This window comes from Streptomyces sp. NPDC029164, from assembly GCF_055563995.1.
On the sequence record NZ_JBVHWW010000015.1, the window covers coordinates 76,113 to 92,864 of the forward strand.

General features: G+C 69.4%; 13 protein-coding genes and 1 tRNA gene. 4 read left to right on the forward strand and 10 right to left on the reverse strand.

What is annotated here, in order from left to right; genetic code table 11:
• Positions 1-48: 48 nt before the first annotated feature.
• The 5 genes from ACZ4VT_RS16500 to ACZ4VT_RS16520 all read right to left on the reverse strand — a co-directional run bounded on the left by ACZ4VT_RS16500 (position 49) and on the right by ACZ4VT_RS16520 (position 5,201).
• On the reverse strand, positions 49-1,716 hold the full coding sequence (locus tag ACZ4VT_RS16500) for a relaxase/mobilization nuclease domain-containing protein (RefSeq protein ID WP_467950200.1): 1,668 nt from the start codon (positions 1,714-1,716) through the stop codon (positions 49-51).
• On the reverse strand, positions 1,717-2,163 hold the full coding sequence (locus ACZ4VT_RS16505; RefSeq protein WP_467950202.1) for a plasmid mobilization relaxosome protein MobC: 447 nt from the start codon (positions 2,161-2,163) through the stop codon (positions 1,717-1,719). It abuts the gene before it with no gap.
• A 325-nt stretch (positions 2,164-2,488) separates the two neighbouring features.
• Positions 2,489-3,283: a DUF2637 domain-containing protein gene (locus ACZ4VT_RS16510; RefSeq protein ID WP_467950203.1), complete on the reverse strand. Its 795-nt coding sequence runs from the start codon at positions 3,281-3,283 to the stop codon at positions 2,489-2,491.
• 230 nt (positions 3,284-3,513) lie between these two features.
• Positions 3,514-4,713, reverse strand: coding sequence for a DUF3631 domain-containing protein (locus ACZ4VT_RS16515; RefSeq protein ID WP_467950331.1), 1,200 nt, complete (start codon positions 4,711-4,713; stop codon positions 3,514-3,516).
• A gap of 293 nt (positions 4,714-5,006) precedes the next feature.
• The gene (locus tag ACZ4VT_RS16520) at positions 5,007-5,201 is read right to left on the reverse strand and encodes a hypothetical protein (RefSeq protein ID WP_323178882.1); all 195 of its coding nucleotides are present in this window, start codon (positions 5,199-5,201) and stop codon (positions 5,007-5,009) included.
• A gap of 129 nt (positions 5,202-5,330) precedes the next feature.
• Here ACZ4VT_RS16520 and ACZ4VT_RS16525 point away from each other — a divergent pair, with 129 nt between their 5' ends.
• The 3 genes from ACZ4VT_RS16525 (at position 5,331) to ACZ4VT_RS16535 (ending at position 8,028) form a co-directional block, all read left to right on the forward strand.
• Positions 5,331-6,011 carry a helix-turn-helix domain-containing protein gene (locus ACZ4VT_RS16525; RefSeq protein ID WP_467950205.1) on the forward strand — a complete coding sequence of 227 codons (681 nt, stop codon included), beginning with the start codon at positions 5,331-5,333 and terminating at the stop codon, positions 6,009-6,011.
• Positions 6,008-7,669: a tyrosine-type recombinase/integrase gene (locus ACZ4VT_RS16530; protein WP_467950207.1), complete on the forward strand. Its 1,662-nt coding sequence runs from the start codon at positions 6,008-6,010 to the stop codon at positions 7,667-7,669. The genes ACZ4VT_RS16525 and ACZ4VT_RS16530 overlap by 4 nt, the downstream gene beginning before the upstream one ends.
• Positions 7,670-7,803: 134 nt before the next feature.
• Positions 7,804-8,028 carry a hypothetical protein gene (locus ACZ4VT_RS16535; RefSeq protein WP_467950209.1) on the forward strand — a complete coding sequence of 75 codons (225 nt, stop codon included), beginning with the start codon at positions 7,804-7,806 and terminating at the stop codon, positions 8,026-8,028.
• Positions 8,029-8,464: 436 nt separating this feature from the next.
• On the opposite strand, the gene ACZ4VT_RS16540 is transcribed toward ACZ4VT_RS16535, so the two are convergent.
• The 3 genes from ACZ4VT_RS16540 to ACZ4VT_RS16550 form a co-directional block, all read right to left on the reverse strand.
• Positions 8,465-9,796, reverse strand: coding sequence for a hypothetical protein (locus ACZ4VT_RS16540; RefSeq protein WP_467950210.1), 1,332 nt, complete (start codon positions 9,794-9,796; stop codon positions 8,465-8,467).
• Positions 9,793-11,064 (reverse strand): hypothetical protein, encoded by a 1,272-nt coding sequence (locus ACZ4VT_RS16545; RefSeq protein ID WP_467950211.1) that lies wholly within the window; start codon positions 11,062-11,064, stop codon positions 9,793-9,795. The genes ACZ4VT_RS16540 and ACZ4VT_RS16545 overlap by 4 nt, the downstream gene beginning before the upstream one ends.
• A gap of 802 nt (positions 11,065-11,866) precedes the next feature.
• Positions 11,867-11,940 (reverse strand) — tRNA-Thr (locus tag ACZ4VT_RS16550).
• A gap of 186 nt (positions 11,941-12,126) precedes the next feature.
• Here ACZ4VT_RS16550 and ACZ4VT_RS16555 point away from each other — a divergent pair.
• On the forward strand, positions 12,127-13,620 hold the full coding sequence (locus ACZ4VT_RS16555) for an MFS transporter (protein WP_467950213.1): 1,494 nt from the start codon (positions 12,127-12,129) through the stop codon (positions 13,618-13,620).
• A 35-nt stretch (positions 13,621-13,655) separates the two neighbouring features.
• Here ACZ4VT_RS16555 and ACZ4VT_RS16560 read toward each other — a convergent pair whose 3' ends face one another.
• Together ACZ4VT_RS16560 and ACZ4VT_RS16565 are read right to left on the reverse strand one after the other, a co-directional pair.
• Entirely contained in the window at positions 13,656-15,254 is a 1,599-nt protein-coding gene (locus tag ACZ4VT_RS16560) for an alpha/beta hydrolase (RefSeq protein ID WP_467950215.1), read from the reverse strand.
• A gap of 242 nt (positions 15,255-15,496) precedes the next feature.
• On the reverse strand, positions 15,497-16,708 hold the full coding sequence (locus tag ACZ4VT_RS16565; RefSeq protein WP_467950216.1) for a DNA polymerase III subunit delta': 1,212 nt from the start codon (positions 16,706-16,708) through the stop codon (positions 15,497-15,499).
• Positions 16,709-16,752: the final 44 nt, after the last annotated feature.

Below are 16,752 nucleotides of genomic sequence, written 5' to 3' on the forward strand. Positions count from 1 at the left end.
CGGTGGCTGGGGGAGCACGGGCTGAGGGGCGCGGTGGAGCTGCTGGTGTCAGCGGGTCCTGCGGGGGCGGTCGGTGGGGACGGCGGGCCTGGCGGCCCGGGACGGGGTGGGCGTGGGTGCGGCGCCCATAGCGGGTTGCGGGTCGAGGCCGGCGAGCCGGTGGAGCCGCCAGGTGAGGACCTCGCTGATCGAGGTGGCCGTGTCGAGTTCCCGGCGTCGGGTGGCCTCGGCGAGCAGGACTGCCGGGTCATGACCAGCAGCTGCCGTGTCGGTGAGGGCGGCAGCGAGGGCGGGCCAGCCGGGCTCCGTGAGGATCTGCTCGGCCAGGTCCGGCAGTGCTTGGCGGAGCAGGGTGGCCTGCCGCTGCTGCACCGTGACCGTCAGGCGGAGTCCTCGCTGGTGGATCACGGTCAGGGGCTGGATGGCGGCTGCGTGGTAGGCGGCGCGTAGGTGGTCGGCGGTCTGGCGGGCGGCTTCGGCTTGCTGGTCGTGGTGGCGGGTGTGGTGCCAGTGTTGGGCTGCAACGACGGCCAGGAGGAGGGCGTCGAGGAGGATCGCGAGGAGGGCTCCGTCCTTGGGTGCGGGTTCACGCACGATCGCCTTGATCGCGCGTCGTGTGGCCTGGGCCTGCTGGTGGCGGGCGCGGATGCCGGAGCGGCTGGCCCGCTCGAATGCCGCGGCTGCCTGGGCCAGCTGAGGCTTGTAGCCGGCGGGGGCAATGAGGGGGAGGGCGTCGAGGGTTTCGGCGAGCACGGTGATGTGCGCCTGGGCGACGGCGTCGTCGGCCTGGTCGAGAACGTCAGGGAGGCGGTATGCGGCGTCGGAGACCTGCTGCCATGCCGTACGCCGACGGCCGGAGTACCCGTCCATGGTGGCGGGCTCGGTGGGGGCTAGGCGCTCGCTGATCTTGGGGTAGGACAGGTCGGGGCCGAGCGTGGAGCCTGAGAACCACACCGGCTCGCCCTGGGCGTTCGTGTCGCCAGGGAAGGCGACTTTGTAGCCGCGAATGTCGCCGGAGGGAAAGCGCTGGATGTCCACCAGCACTTCCGTGCCGCGGAGGATGGTGAAGAACTCCTCGGTGTCGGTGGCCGCCGCGACTGCGGTGCGGACGGTTGTGCGCAGGCGCTCGCGCGGGGTTGTGGCGGAGCCGGTGCGGCGGGCCTTCTCCTGCTCGGCGCGGCTGGGGCGTTTGGTGGCCGTGCCGTCGCCGCGTACGACCTGGCGCAGGCCATACTCCTTCTCGATCGCGGCGCATTCCTTGTCGGCGCGCACGTAGTCGTTCCAGTTGCGGGGTGGGGTGAGGTCGCCTCGGACCTTGGTGGCGACGATGTGGATGTGGTCATCGGCATGGCGGACCGCGACCCAGCGGCAGGCGTCGGGATCGCCGGCGGGGGCGATGCCGGCGGCGTTCAGGACGCGGCGGGCTATCGCTGCCCACTCGCCGTCGGACAGGGTTCGGTCTTCGGGTGCGGCCCGGACCGAGCAGTGCCACACGTGCTGATCTGGGGCGCGGTCGCCTGCCTGCTTCACCCGAAGGTCGAGGGCGGTGGCAAGCTGGGCGAGTGTCGCGGTCTCGTCGCGGCCGGGGTCGGGTGCGAAGTCGTCCCAGGAGGCCACGAGGTGGGGGTCCGTGTGCTCGTTCGCGCGGCCGGGCCCGTAGAGGTAGTTCAAGACGCCACGGGTGTTGGCGCCGGCCTTGCCGATCTTCGCGATCAATCAGGCCGCCTGCTTCGCTACGGCCGCCTGGTACGAGGCGGTGTCGATCGCCGCGGCTGCGGTACGGGCGAGGGCGAGGAGACGTTCGGCCTGGGCCAGGACGGCACTGTCCACAGGGTGGGGATGGCCGCCGGAGTTGAGTTTGAAGGCGATCTGGTTGACGTTCTTGCCGATCGGGGCGATCTCCGAGCGAAGGGCGGCGAGCTCGTCGATGAGGTCGTCGAAGGAGGTGCGCTGGCCGGGGATCTCGAAGTGGCCGTGGAGGTAAGCCATGACGATCGCGCCGACGAGGTGCGCGGCGGCCAGGCCCAGGCGTTGGGCTTCGGCAAGGATCGACTGCTTCTCGGTGACGCTGTAGCGGACGTCGACGCGCTGGATGCGCTGGACGTCTTCGCGGGCACGGCGGCGGGCAACGCGGTACAGCGCGGCTTCATCAGCAGCACGCACGACGGCGGTAACGCCGACGGGTTCGCTCGCCCCTCCCCGCTCCGGTGCGCCCTCGCGCCGGAGCTCCTCCGCCGCCCCCGGGGCGGAGGCTGCGTTGGACCGGCGCTTGGACGGTCCAACGCCATACCTTGCTGCCTGATCTGTGGCTGGGGTGGAGGGCATGTGTCCGGAGAGAGTGAGGAGTTGGTTCGAGTGGTCGTGCATGGGGAAGCTCCTGGGCAGGTCTGGGATGGGGTAGTGGGGTCACGGCGATGGAGGCCGTGAACGAGGGGCCGCCCCCGTGTCGGGTCCGTGCGGGGGCGGCCCGGCAGGCAAGGCGGGTCGGTCAGGCAGGCGTGTCGGCCGTGGTGCCCGTTTCGGCGTGGATGATGTCCATGGCCTCGACCAGGCGGTCCTTGGCGACGGGGTGGCCCTCGCCCCGGACTGCGGCCTCGAACTTGGTGCGCTGGATCAGTCCGTTTGGGCCTCGTGGGACCGTGCGTCCGATCGCGACGAGCTGGTCCACGCTGGCGCTGGGACGCCGGCCCCTGGGCTTGGCCGTAGAGGTCGTCGGCGGGGCCGAGGTCGGGGTCGGGACGTCCGCGACAGCGGGAGGGCTTTCCGCCATACCGCCGCCGTCGACCTGGGGCGTGGGGAGTTCCGCCGGTGGCTGCTGCGCCGGGTGTGCGGGTAGCTCGTGGCGGGCTTGGTGGTGACGGGTGAGCAGGTAGAAGTGGACCGCTCCGGCCAGTGCGAGAGGTGCGATGGCGGAAAGGGCGCCGACGGTCACGTCATCCAGGCGGATGCCTTCATGGCGGATTTGCTGGTTGAGGCGGATCGCGTGCAGGGCGTTGGCCCAGACGCTGGTCAGAGTTGCGACGCCGACCAGGGACCACACGTACAGCCGGGCCCGCAAGGGCGCGGTGCGCATAAGGAGGAGGGCGCCGGTACCGATGGCGATGAACCCGTCGATCAGGATGGGGAAGGCGTAGGTGAGCGGGCCGGGGGTGTTGGTGGCGACGGCCATCTGACGCAGGGCGGCGTAAGAGAGGGCGAAGCCGGTGACGCCGATGACGGCGATGCCTACGCGGATCGCGGTGAGGCCCCGGGTGCTGGTAGCTGGGGTGGCGGGTGCGGACAAGCGGATGTACTCCAAGGGCAGTGGGGAGGGCAGGGGGCGGCCACGCCACGGCAAGGACAGGGATGGCAGGGCGTGGCCGCCCGTGGGGGATGTGGACCCGTTGCGACTCGTCGCAGGCCTGGTCAGGGCAGGTACGGGTGGGGCGGTGATGTCGAGTCGACTCGTTGCGGGCCAGCGACTCGTAACCGGTCTGACCTGCGGCGCGACGGGTCGCGACGGGTGGTGCCAGGTCAGGCCCCGGCGGCAGGTTCCGGCTGCGGGGCAGGGCAGTAGCGGGCCCAGGCGTCGGTGAACTGCAGGCGGGTGAAGCCCTTGGCCTGGACGTCGCCGTGGAAGCGGCGGTTGGCCGAGCTGATGCCGTAGTCCTTCAGCAGGATCTGCAGACCACGCGGCGTCAGGCCACTGGCCGTGTAGTCCGGCCAGGGCGTCTCCTCGTCCTTGTTCAGGATGTCCAGGAGACGGCTGGTGCGGATCACCGGCGGATTGCCCTCGCTCTCGAAGGCGCGGCGGATGTCCGCCAGCAGCCGGATGCCCAGGCCGCTGCTGTCCTGGTCCTGCTCCGCCTCATGCTTCGTCATCGCCCGGCAGGCGGTACGGGCACGCTCAGGCCAGCCGCCTCCGGCGAGGTCGGCGACGGCGACCAGTGGCTCCCATGTGTCGGCGGCCCGGTCCTCGACCGGCATGGCGGGCGTCAGCTCCATCGCGGCGGTGCGCAGTGGGGCCAGCCAGCCCACGAGCCGGTCGCGCAGGGTGTTGAGTGCGGGGATGTCGCGGGCGCTGCGGAATTCCGCCACCTTCTCGCCCGGCCTGCGCCGTCGCATCCGGATCACGACCGACCGGTCCATGATCGTGTCGGGGAGGTCGCCGATGCCGGCGAGGGCGGCCATGGCGAAGGTGGGGAACTTCGACACCTCATGGTTGGGGCCGGACACCCGCAGCGTGGGCCGGTTGCGCTGATGGCCGGCGTTCAGCAGGCCGCGCATCTCCTCGTTCTTCTCCGCCACCTTCGCCGAGCCGAACAGGGTGTCCGCCTCGTCGACCAGCAGCGTGGGCGGAGCCTCCGTGATCGACCGGAAGATCGCGGCAGCCGAGGCGTTCACCGTGACCAGCGGATCATGGACCGTCTCGGTGACCACATCCAGCAGGCGGGACTTGCCGCACCGCTTCGCCGGACCGACCACAGCCAGGCGCGGTGCGTGCTGCCACGCGGTCTGCAGGTGGGTGGCCGCCACCCACAAGACCACTGCTGTCAGGGCCTCGCCGCTGGGCAGGATGACGTAGCGCTTGATCTGTGCGGCCAGGTCATCCAGGACCTGTTCACCTTCGGGACGGGGCCCGAAGGAGGCAGCGTCCTGCTCGACCAGGGGCGCCTCGGGTGTGGTGTCCGGCTGCTCCATCGAGGCGAGATGGGCGCCCGGCTGACCGGGGATTGCGGTCACGGGCCAGCTCGCCTCGGCGGGTGCGGCAGGGGGCGTGGATGTCGTAGGTTTCAAGAGGCAGCTCCTTCTCCTGTGGCCGCGTGCATGCAGGCCACTCGGGTCGACCGTGTGATCGCGTGTGTGGGTATTGCCAGGGCCTCCGACGTTGGCGCGTCGGGGGCTCACCCATTCCCCAGGGGCACTTGACCGCGCCGGGGGAACACGAACGGTACGTACGACCCCGGGCACAGTCCAGCGCTTCTGTGTCAGCTCAACGCAGAACGCCCTGATACCTTCCCTCGCCCTCAAGCGGCCAGACCCAGCAGGTTCAGCAGGTCCGCCGTCACCACGCGGTACCCGTTGCCCACCCGGAGCACCTTGCACGGGTACTGGTCGCGCTTCGCCAACTCATAGCCCTTGCTCCGTCCGATCCCCAGAGCACGGTTGCCCGTCTCCAGGTCAATGGACACCGGTAGGGCCAGAAGCTGGTCCCGGCTCATCCCATTCGGCCCGGTTCCAGTCGGGTTATCGCGCACTCGGCGCCCCTCTTGTCACAGCCCACGGCGAACACGTCATCGCATCCGGCTCCAGGCGTATGAGTTCCATGATGAAAAAGATATTGTGTCTGCATGACACAACACCGTTTCGATGATGAAGACGAGGACGACTTCCCGGAATGGGTCGACCGGATCAAGCAAAACGTCGCCAGCGAGGTCCGGCGACGGAGGAAGGAGATGCACTGGAGCGCACAGCGACTGGCGGAGCGGTGCGAAGAGCTCGGCCACCCCATCCCGCGCAACGTGATCGCCAACCTGGAGTCAGGCCGCAGGGCCAACCTGCCCCTGGTCGATGTCATGATCCTGGCCGCCGCCCTGTACACATCCCCGATCTGCTTGATCTTCCCCGTCGGCTACGTCGAGGAGACGCAGGAACTTCCCTTCCACGAGCTCATCCCGACCTGGGAGGCCATGCGGAAGTTCACCGCCGAGGAGCCCAGCCACGACGTCCTCGACTCCGGACTGATCCCCGACTTCAACCGCCACGCCAGCCTGGTCCGCACCGTCGAGGAGGCCCTACGCGAGACGGAGCGGGCTGAGTTCGCAGCGAAGACGGCGACCACACCCACCCAGCGCGAGGAAGCCGAACGCAGGAAGGACGACTACGCCAAGCGTGCCGACGAGGCCAAATGGAGTCTCCTTGGCGTCCGCGAGGACATCCGCGAAGAGGGCGCCACCCCGCCAGAACTGCCACCAGCACTCACCAACATCGACCCACCCGACACCGGCACCGACGAAGAGGACGACATTTGAAGGGCTCCACCTACCGCCGCTGCTCCTGCCGCGACCCCAAGACCGGCAAGGAACTCGGCACTTCCTGCCCCAAGCGCAACAGCAGGAACCACTGCACCTACTCCATACGCCAGGAGCTGCCGCCCCACGAGGACGGCAGCCGGCGATCCTTCGCCCGTGGCGGGTACAGCAGCCTCAAGGCGGCCCAGGCCGACCTCGACCAGGTACGAGCCCTCCTGGGACTCGTAGACGCCGACGACCCCGAAGGCATACAGCTGGTCGCCGAGATGCTCGCCGAAGTCAGCGGCGAGAAACTGCCCCTGCCCGAGGTGGAGGAGACCCGGCGGCGGCTCAAGGCCGGCCAGGACCTCGTCGGCAGCCTGACCGTCGCCGAGTGGCTGGACCGCTGGCTGGCGGGCAAGCGAATCCGGAAGTCGGGCATCAGCCGGTACGAGACCGACATCCGCGTGCACCTCAAGCCGCGCATCGGGCACCGGCGCCTCGACCGGCTGCGGGTCAGCCACCTGAGCGAGATGTTCACGGCCATCGCCGACGGCAACGCCGAGGTCTTGGAGCAGAACGCCCAGCGACGTGCTGCCGTAGAAGAGTTGGCGACGATCCCGTGGAAGGGCGGCGAGAACCGTGCTCGCCGGAAGGCGCTGAAGGCCGCGCTCGACGCGATGCCGGCCTTCCGCCGAGTGACAGGTCCGGCGACGCGCCAGCACGTGAAGGCGACTCTCCGCGCGTCCCTGAACGATGCGATCGGGCAGCAGATCATCACGTTCAACCCGGCGGCCCACGTCGAGATCGATCCGGTGCGCAAGCCGAAGGCGCTGGTGTGGACGGACGAGCGGGTCGCCAAGTGGGAGCAGACCGGCGAGAAGCCCTCCCCGGTGATGGTCTGGACGCCGGAACAGACAGGCGCCTTCCTCGACTTCGTCGCCGACGACCGGCTGTACGCGATGTGGCACCTGATCGCGTTCCGGGGCCTCCGGCGAGGTGAGGCGTGCGGACAGCCGTGGTCGGAGACCAATCTCGACCGGCATTCCCTCACCGTGACGGGGCAGCTCGTCCAGGACGGCTGGGAGGTCGAGGCGTCCGAGCCGAAGACGGACAGCGGCTTCCGGGTCGTCGCACTCGACGACGACACAGTCGGCGTCCTGGAACGGCACCGCAAGCAGCAGGAGGCCGACCGCGCCGAGTGGGGGGCTGCCTGGGTGAACACGGGGCTCGTCTTCACGCAGGAGGACGGCTCCTGGCTCCACCCGGGCAAGGTGACCGATCTCTTCGAGCGGCTCGTGTCGACCTCCGGGCTGCCGCCGATCCGGCTGCACGACCTCCGGCACGGCGCGGCCACGCTCATGCTGGCCGCCGATATCGACATCAAGATCGTGTCGGACACCCTCGGGCACAGTGACACCCGAATCACGCGCGACATCTACCAGAGCGTGCTCCCCCACGTCGGCAAGAGCGCCGCCGAGGCCACGGCCAAGCTGGTCCCCCTCCAACGCAAGGCGGAGCAGGAGAAGCAGGCCCGCAAGGCCGCCAAGCAGGCCAAGCGGGCCGAGAAGGCGAAGGTCAAGGGGAAGAGGGACAAGGTCAATAAGGCCGGTTCCAATGGCGGACACCCGTCTTGCTCGCAGACGGGGCAAAGCACCCCGGGCCGCCACGTGCCCTGAACCGTCACCGGAAGCAAGAGGGCCAGGTCAGCAGGTATCTGACCTGGCCCTTCTCGGAACCACCTTCGGGATTCGAAACGCTAGGTCATCAGCATCACGGCACCTGGCTCCTCACCCCAATCAAGGCCGAAACGATGGGGACGACCGAGGTGACGCAGCCGCTCGGCTCGCTGCGCGATCAAACCCAGGACCCGCTGGGCCAAGGCATCACGCACAACCGCCCATGCAGCGTGCTGCCTCTCCGGAACGACGGCTATCTGCCGGGCAAGCTCACGCTCGGCATCACCCCCTACCGAGTGCGCCCACCGGCCATCCTGCTGCCAACTGATCTTCCTGGACCCTCTGATCGCATTCTTTAGGGAGGCAACGTTGTACCGATAGCCCAGCTGTTTCAAGCAGTAGTCCAAAGCGTCAACCGTCATGGGCTCGCCGGCTGCGAGGAGGACCAAGCGGCTGGCCTCTTCCAGGTTCCGTGGGCCAGGCAGCGGGCCGTGCCGGTACAGGGCGTACGTGCCTTGCCCAGCCCAGCAAAAGCGCCGATCAGGTGAGAGCACTGCGTTTGCGGTCGGCTGACTGACTTTGCGTCCGTAGTCGCGGTAGGCCAGGCGAGCGAAGTCACGCACATGGATGGGCGCTCGGATCGAGCAAGCGATCGCATACATGACCTCCGCGTTACCCCCCCTGCGTGGCCCACCACATCCACAGCGCCCCTTTTCCCAGGGCGACAGAGGGGATTGGCACTCGCCGCAGACGGCTACCGCCATGGCACCTCTCCAGCCCCTGAGAGTAAAGGCATCACCCTTCGCTCCAGTCCGGGGACATCGTCACCGAACCGGCCACGACAGGGCCAATGTCCTCTTCGATGTCAGGGCCGACAGCATCGAGATAGCGCGCGACGGCCTGCTCGTCGATGCTCTCCAGGTTGTCGCCAGACGCGGCCTCGATCAGTCCGTGTGCCTTGCGCAGTACATCGCGCGGCTTCCTGTTCGACCGCCCGAACAATGCGGCTACGGCGTCCATCGTGAACGGGTGGACGTCTCCGCTCGGTCGATCCGCCTTCTTGCGGGCAGCATCGAGATACTTGGAGAGGAGCTTGACGGCCGATCCCAGGTCACGAAGGGCCGGCAGGACCACGATCCTGTGCTTGTTGGCTTCCGAAACCTCGAACGTCGGAAGGTCCGCAAGTTCCCAGGCAGTGCCGATCGTGAGTGCGGCCCGGGGGTGCATGGTCACGACGACGCTGAGCATGTCAGCCATGGGCAGCGTTTCCAGGATGATGTCACGGAACCGCTCGGTTTCCAGATCGCGCTTCGCCTTGGCCGTGGTGGTGCTTGCCAGGTCCTCCAGCTGGTCGCAGCAGAGCAGGACGTGTTTCATTCCAGCAGCCGCGGCGAAGAGGAGAAACGTCGCGAGATACACCGCCCCGTTGCGGGTCCGCGAAGCGGGCTTGACCTTGTCCAGGTACTCTCGGGCAACGATCGGGTCGGCGTCGCACAGAGCCAGGATGAGCTTGTCGTCGGGCGGCCCCAGGGTGCGACCGCGCAGGTCCCGATGCTGTTCGACCACGAACTTCGCGAGACTCTGCGGATCTTCGGTAGCGGTCCGCTCGACCAGTGCCACGCGCAGGCGCTGGACGAGGGTGAGGCTCGCGTCATCAGCGCGAAAGTCCGTTGCGTATTCAACGGCCGTAAACAACGCTGCGCTCAGGGACCGAATCTGGGCCGTGTCGAAGCTGGTCAGCAGCCCACAGATCGGCGCCTCGGCGGCATCGTCCTCGTCTAGCCCGCAGCTCAGGTAAGCGGCGCGGCCGAAGTCCTGGTTGAGGCTCCCCGTAAGGTGCTGCATGAGCACAGACTTGCCGAAACCACGGGCGTCAGAGTCTCCCGGACCAGTGCCGGTGGACCACAAATAACCGAACCGAAGGCCCGAGAAGGCGGCCCCGAGTACGAACTTCTCGACGGCTTCTTCGAGTTTGTCCGCGTTGACGTCCGGCTCGTACAGGAGCCCATTTTCGCGCTGGTCGTTGCCGCCAAGTCGGGCGATGCCGGTGGTCGGGAAGGGATTGTTGATCAGCCCCCATTGCTTCTTCAGCCAGACGGGGCCCGCTGTACGGGTAGAGGCAGTCATCGCTGTTGGGTCTCCTTGGCGTTATTGGCCGTAGCATCGGTACGGCTCTCCGGGGTGATGCTGATCACGTTGAACACACGTCGGAGGCCGCTGGCATTGGGGATGATCAGTGGCTTGGTCGAGGCAGGGGCAGCCCGCAACGACGCCTGATCAAGGTGGATGCTCAACCCGAGCCCGCGGTGATCGCCTGCCAGCGCCTCCCGCAGCGCGAGATCGAACTCGTCGTCACTGATCCGCTGCTTCCAGCAGACAGCAGCTCTCAACTGCCAGACGGGCAGGTACATGCCACCACCCGCGTCGGCGCGCTGTTCACGCCAGACTGACCAGAGGGTGTCGAGTGCCGCCCGGCGAACGTCCTTCCCGACTCGGCGACTGATCGCCACACTCGCACCACTGCCCATAACCGTGGCGGTGGGCCAGAGTCGCATGGCCGGCGGACCCGGCGCGTAGTAGCTGAAGTTGGCCAAGCCAAGAAATCGGGTCCACCTACGCAGCAGTTCGAGACTGATGTAGTCCAGCGGGCAACCCGCCGCACCGAAGGCGACGCGAGCCATGGCCTCCTCGCACGTGGTCGCGAACTGCTTCCGACTGATCTCCTTCTGCCGAGCGCGCGCCCGCTCCTCGAACCGACTGACGTAGCTGCGGATATTTGCACTGATGACGGCGTGTTCCGCCGTCCAGCCGAGTGATCCATGCGCGGCTGCGGCCGCGGCGAACTCGACGAATGCGTCAAGGTAGGCACCATTGGTCTGGTACTCCGCCGAACTGAACTTCAGTAGCGGGATGGTCAGATGCCGCCGGGAGCCACTGTCCGTTCGAGCACCAACGAGACGCAGGAACCCCTCGAACTGCGGATGCGTGTCAAGCAGTACGCCGGTGAGTGCGTTGTAGGCAGCACGACGGTCACCAGCAACAAGCATCGCCCATCTCTCTCCTGCGGGAGTCAAGATGAACACCGAATCGGCATGGGCATAGGCGGAGTTAGGGCCAGACGGCAGGACGTGCCTCTCGACCCATCCAAGGCGCATAAGCTCCTTGAGGACGTCGACGGTGTTATGGACATGCTTCTTGATGTCCGCCCGTGCCAGCTCCCACTTCCGAGCAGAGTACGAGCCGTCCGTATCGCCATCGCGCGCTACCGCGGCGGCCCGGTCGACGAGAGCACGCCGCACCTGTTCGAAGGTCGCTCCCGCCGCGACATTGCCTACGGCAACCTCGATGTAGGCAAGGTCCTGAAGCCTCGGGATGCCCGAGCCGCCAACGCTCACCCCCGCCGCCCTCGGGCCGCGATGGCACAGAACCGGTCCTCCGGCATCGGGTCGAGGAAGCACGGATACCTCCTGGGGGCCATGTGGTGGATGGGTTGCATCAGTGCTCCGAGGACAGATGAGGCTTGCTGGACGTCACCCAATGTCGCCACAACCAGCCCACGGCACAAGGGGGTTATTAATGTGCATAGCCTCATGGGGTATGAGAGCCTCGACATCTTTATAGCGAGCACCTTTTACACCCATACACGAATCGCCGAGGCGCCAGGGAGCCGGCCAGTCCGAAGCGAGCCGCCGAAGAGGTGACGTGCCGACCACGGCGATCTGGCCTTCGGCGAGACGTCTCACCCCTGGGAGCCGAGAGCTACCCACCGACTTCGGCCCGAGCAGGAAGGCCCTTCGGCGCTTCAAGTTCGGTCCAAGTCGGACCCACCTCCGGTCTGGGGCTGGGAGCGGCAGCGCCCCCTCTAGGACGCCTGACGAAGCCCACTCAGGTCGGAGACCTGAGGCCACTTCGGAGCGAGGAAGCATTCGGGCTTCCCCTACGCTCGGATCGCACTCGGGCACCCATCACGCGCACGTCCGGCGCGGTTAGTCAGGGCACCACTGGCACACTCCCGCTTGACCGAAGGCGCGAGGCATGGCACACCGCGCCCCACCTCCGGGCGGACCTCAGCTCTTCGGCAGTCCGCTCACGCAGCGCTCACGCACGGGGCTCCAGACCTCGGCCGCCGCATGCCCACTCGGGTAAAGGGCATGAAAAAGCCCCAGGTCACGGCGAGTGAGTCCTGGGGCTAATCCGAGCCGCCTTCGGGATTCGAACCCGAGACCTACGCATTACGAGTGCGTTGCTCTGGCCAACTGAGCTAAGGCGGCACCGCTGGTCAGACAAGTATTCCCTCGAAGAGGGGCGCTCATCAGCAGCGGCGCCAAGTCTACAGGGTGTGGACGGGTGCCCCGAACCGGGTTCTGCGGGGGTGCGGCGGAGGTCACCTACTGGGACGGATGCGCCGTATTCGGGGCATCGTCTGCTGTGCGTCCCACGAAGGGATGAGATGTCCCGTGGCCCTTGCCGGGCGTTGGGCGATGCTCGCCGTGCTGTGTGCCAGCCTGCTGCTCGTCGCGATGGACGCCACCATCCTGAACGTCGCGCTCCCCTCTCTCATCGACGACCTGCGCCCCAGCGCCGTGCAGCAGCTGTGGATCATCGACATCTACGGGCTGGTCCTCGGCGGGCTGCTCGTCACCACCGCCGCCGTCGGTGACCGGTTCGGGCGGCGGAGGCTCTTCCTGATCGGCTTCGTGCTCTTCGGCGTGGCCTCCGTGGTCGCCGCGACCGCCGGGAGCTCGGCGCAGCTCATCGCCGGGCGGGTGCTGCTCGGCGTCGGCGGGGCCATGGTCATGCCGTCCACCCTCTCGCTGATCCGGAACATCTTCACCGACGCCCACGAACGTGCCCTCGCCATCGGGATCTGGGCCGCCGTCGCCGGCGTCGGCGCCGCGATCGGGCCGGTCGTCGGCGGGCTGCTGGTCGAGCGGTACGGCTGGTCCGCCGCCTTCTGGGTGAACGTCCCCATCGTGGTCGTCACCGTCGTCGCCGGCCTGTGGCTGCTGCCCGAGTTCAAGGACCCCGGCCAGCACGCCCTCGACCTGCTCAGCGCCGTGCTCTCCGTCGCCGGCATCGTCGCCCTCGCCTGGGGCATCAAGCACGTGGCCAAGGGCCGCCCCGCGGCGGCGGACCTGCTGGTCCTGGCGGTCGGGATCGGGCTGCTCGCCTGGTTCGCCCGCCGCCAGCTGCGGCTGAAGGATCCGCTCCTCGACGTACGGCTCTTCCGGAATCGGCCCTTCACCGCCGCCGCGCTCGTGACCCTCATGGCCATGCTCGCCGCCGGCGCCGCGCTGTTCCTGGTCTCGCTGTGGCTCCAGTACGTCCACGGCTACTCCCCCTTCGAAGCCGGCCTGCGCACCCTTCCCACCGCGCTCGCCATGCTCGGCAGCTCGCTCCTGACGCCGACGCTGATGCACCGGATCGGCGTACGGGCCTGCATGGCGATCGGCCTGGCCGGGCTGGTGGCCGGGTTCACCCTGCTGGCCCTGGCCCCGCAGCCGACCTCGTACGCCTACATCGCCGTCTTCCTGGTCACCCTCGGCTTCAGCGACGGCCTCGCCGTCACCACCGCCGCCTCGGTGCTCGTCTCGGCGGTCCCCGCGGAGCGGGCCGGCCAGGCCGGAGCCGTGTCCGAGACCTCGTACGAGCTCGGCGTGGGCCTCGGCGTGGCGCTCCTCGGTTCCGTCCACGCGGCCGCGTACGCCGCGCAGATGGCCGGTGCGCCCGCCCAGGCGGCCGAGTCGATCGGCGGGGCGAAGGAGTACGCCGAGAGCCTGCCGGCCGGGCGGCCGGCCGAGGCGGCCGGGCTGGTGGAGCGGGCCCGCGACGCCTTCGACAGCGCCCTGACCACGACCTCGTACGTCTCGATCGGCATCGCGGCCGTGGTCCTGGTGCTCGTGGTGTGGATGGTGCCCGGCACCTTCAAGACCACCGGGTCCGCGCACTGACCGGGTCCGATCGCCCGTTCAGCCCGCCAGCGGCATCAGCACTTCTTGCCGTCCGCCGGCGCCTTGCCCTCCAGGAGGTAGCGGTTGATCGCGGTGTCGATGCAGTCGCTGCCGCGCCCGTACGCCGTGTGGCCGTCGCCGTCGTAGGTGAGGAGGGTGCCCGAGTCGAGCTGGCCGGCCAGCGCCTGCGCCCACTTGTACGGGGTCGCCGGGTCCCGCGTCGTGCCCACCACCACGATCGGCGGGGCGCCCTTCGCGGTCAGCCTCTCCGCCGTGCCCGTGGCCGCCACCGGCCAGTACCCGCAGTTCAGCGAGGCCCAGGCCAGACCCGCGCCGAAGACCGGGGAGGCCTTCTCGAAGGAGGGCAGCGCGGCATCGACCGCCGCCGGGTCCTTGAAGGCCGGGGGCTGGTCGAGGCAGTTCACGGCGGCGTTCGCGAACATCAGGTTGGCGTACTTGCCGTCCGCGTCGCGCTCGTAGTAGCTGTCGGCCAGGCTGAGCAGGCCCGATCCGTCGCCGTTCATCGCCGACGTGAGCGCCTCGCGCAGCTGCGGCCAGGCGCTCTCGTCGTACAGCGCCGCGATCACCCCGGTCGTGGCGAGGGACTCGCCGAGCGGGCGGTCCGCGTCCCCGCTGGGCACGGGCTGGGCGTCGACCTTGCGGAAGAACTCCTTCAGGCGCGCCGCCACCGCGTCCGGGTCGCCCTTGCCGAGGGGGCAGTCGGGCTGCTTCGCGCAGTCCTTGGCGAAGGAGGTGAAGGCCGTCTCGAACCCGGCCGTCTGATCCCGGTTCAGGTCGATCGCGGACCGGGAGGGGTCCATCGCACCGTCCAGGACCAGCCGGCCGACGCGGTCCGGGAACAGGTCCGCGTACGTCGCCCCGAGGAGAGTCCCGTACGAGGCCCCGACGTACGTGAGCTTCTTGTCGCCGAGCACGGCGCGCAGCAGGTCCATGTCGCGGGCGGCGTCGACGGTGGAGACGTGCGGCAGCACCCGCTGCGAGCGCTCCTGGCAGCCGGCCGCGAACTTCTTGAAGGCGGCCACCAGCTCGGCCCGCTCCGCCGGGTCGTCCGGCGTCTGGTCCACCTGCGTGTACGCGTCCATGGCCGGGCCGGTCAGGCACTCGACGGGGCTGCTGCGGTCCACCCCGCGCGGATCGAAGGAGACCATGTCGTACCGGGCGCGGACCGGCGCGGGGTAACCGATGCCCGCGTACGCCTGCAGGTAGCCGATGCCCGAGCCGCCCGGGCCGCCCGGGTTGACCACGAGTGAGCCGAGCCGCTTGCCGGGACCGGTGGCCACACGGCGCGCCACCGCGATGTCGATGTCCTGGCCGGAGCGCGGGTTCGCGTAGTCCAGGGGGGCCTTCATGGTGGAGCACTGGAATCCGGGGACGCCGCACTCGCGCCAGGTCAGCTTCTGCTCGTAGTACGGACGCAGCGCGGCCGCGTCGGGGGACAGCCGCGCCGACGGACTGCCGGACTCCGCTCCGGAGGACTCGGCGGCGCGCGCTGCTTCCGATCCGCCCGGGGCGGCCCGGGGGGCTTCCAGACCGCCCGAGGTGCACCCGGAGAGCAGCAGCCCGGCGGCTGCGATCACGGTCCCGGTCGTACGCAGCACGCGACTGGTGTCCATCCCCGGAGCGTACGGCCGCCGGAGGAGGCCGGGAGGCTCTTCCGCGGCGGACGGCTGCGGGCCTTCCGTGGCCCCCGCCGGGCAGGGCACGGACCGGGTCCGTCCCGGCCACGGCGGCCGGTCCGCCCATACGGGTGAACCCGTCAACCGGGTGTGGACCCGGGCGGCGGCCGGGCAACGGACAGACGGCCGCCCGGAGGAGGCCCGGCCCGGCGGAGGCCCCGGCGTGGCCCCGGCGGTGGTCAGCCCGCGCGCAGCGCCATCGTCATCGCCTCGACCGCGAGGAGGGGGGCGACGTTGCGGTCGAGGGCCTCCCGGCAGGCGATGATCGCCTCGATCCGGCGCAGGGTCCGCTCGGGACCCGAGGCCCGCACGATCCGGTCGAGGTCCTGCCGTATCTCCTCATTGGCGATGGCCACGGACGAGCCGAGCTGCAGGGCGAGGACGTCCCGGTAGAAGCCGGTGAGGTCGGTCAGCGCAAGGTCGAGGGTGTCGCGCTGGGTCCTGGTGCGGCGGCGTTTCTGCCGGTCCTCCAGCTCCTTCATCACACCCGCGGTGCCGCGCGGCATCCGGCTGCCGGCGCCCGCTCCGGCGCCGAGCGCGGTCCTCAGCTCCTCGGTCTCCTTGGTGTCGACCTCCTCCGCGACCTGCTTGGCGTCCTCGGCGGCGGCGTCCACCAGCTCCTGGGCGGCCTTGAGGCAGGCTCCGACGTCGTCCACCCGGAGCGGGAGCTTCAGAACCGTCGCCCTGCGCGACCGGGCCTCCTCGTCGGTGGCCAGCCGACGGGCGCGGTCGACGTGCCCCTGGGTGGCCCTGGCGGCGGCCAGGGCGAGCGTCGGCTCGACGCCGTCCCGCCGCACCAGCATGTCGGCGACGGCCGCGACCGAGGGGGTGCTGAGGTTGAGGTGGCGGCAGCGGGAGCGGATGGTCGGCAGCACGTCCTCCACGGAGGGCGAGCACAGCAGCCAGACCGTCCGGGGCGCGGGCTCCTCCACGGCCTTGAGGACCGCGTTGGCGGACTTCTCGTTCAGCCGCTCGGCGTCCTCGACGAGGATGACCTGCCAGCGGCCGGTGGCGGGTGACGTATAGGACTTGCGGACGGTGTCCCGCATGTCGGCGACGAGGATCTGACTGCCGACCGCGACGACGGTGGAGACGTCCGCGTGCGTGCCGACCATCGTGGTGTGGCAGCCGTCGCAGAACCCGCAGCCGGGCTCACCCCCGAGGGCGCGGTCGGGGCTGGTGCACTGCAGGGCGGCCGCGAAGGCCCGGGCGGCGGTGACCCGCCCGGATCCGGGCGGGCCGGTGAACAGCCAGGCGTGGGTCATCTTGGACGCCGCGGGCGGGGCGGTCCCGTTCGTGATGGCCGTGACCAGGGCATCGGCGTCGCGGGCGGCGGCGGACAGCTGCGTCTGGACCCGCTCCTGTCCCACCAGGTCGTCCCATACGGGCATGCCGCCCACCACCTTTCACTCTCCGTGCACCCATTGTGGCGGGC

Coding starts and splice junctions, on each gene's coding strand:
- ACZ4VT_RS16520 (WP_323178882.1), bottom strand. CDS start 5,201: ATGAGCCGGGACCAGCTTCTGGCCCTACCGGTGTCCATTGACCTGGAG.
- ACZ4VT_RS16525 (WP_467950205.1), top strand. CDS start 5,331: ATGACACAACACCGTTTCGATGATGAAGACGAGGACGACTTCCCGGAA.
- ACZ4VT_RS16535 (WP_467950209.1), top strand. CDS start 7,804: ATGGGGACGACCGAGGTGACGCAGCCGCTCGGCTCGCTGCGCGATCAA.
- ACZ4VT_RS16540 (WP_467950210.1), bottom strand. CDS start 9,796: ATGACTGCCTCTACCCGTACAGCGGGCCCCGTCTGGCTGAAGAAGCAA.
- ACZ4VT_RS16560 (WP_467950215.1), bottom strand. CDS start 15,254: ATGGACACCAGTCGCGTGCTGCGTACGACCGGGACCGTGATCGCAGCC.
- ACZ4VT_RS16565 (WP_467950216.1), bottom strand. CDS start 16,708: ATGCCCGTATGGGACGACCTGGTGGGACAGGAGCGGGTCCAGACGCAG.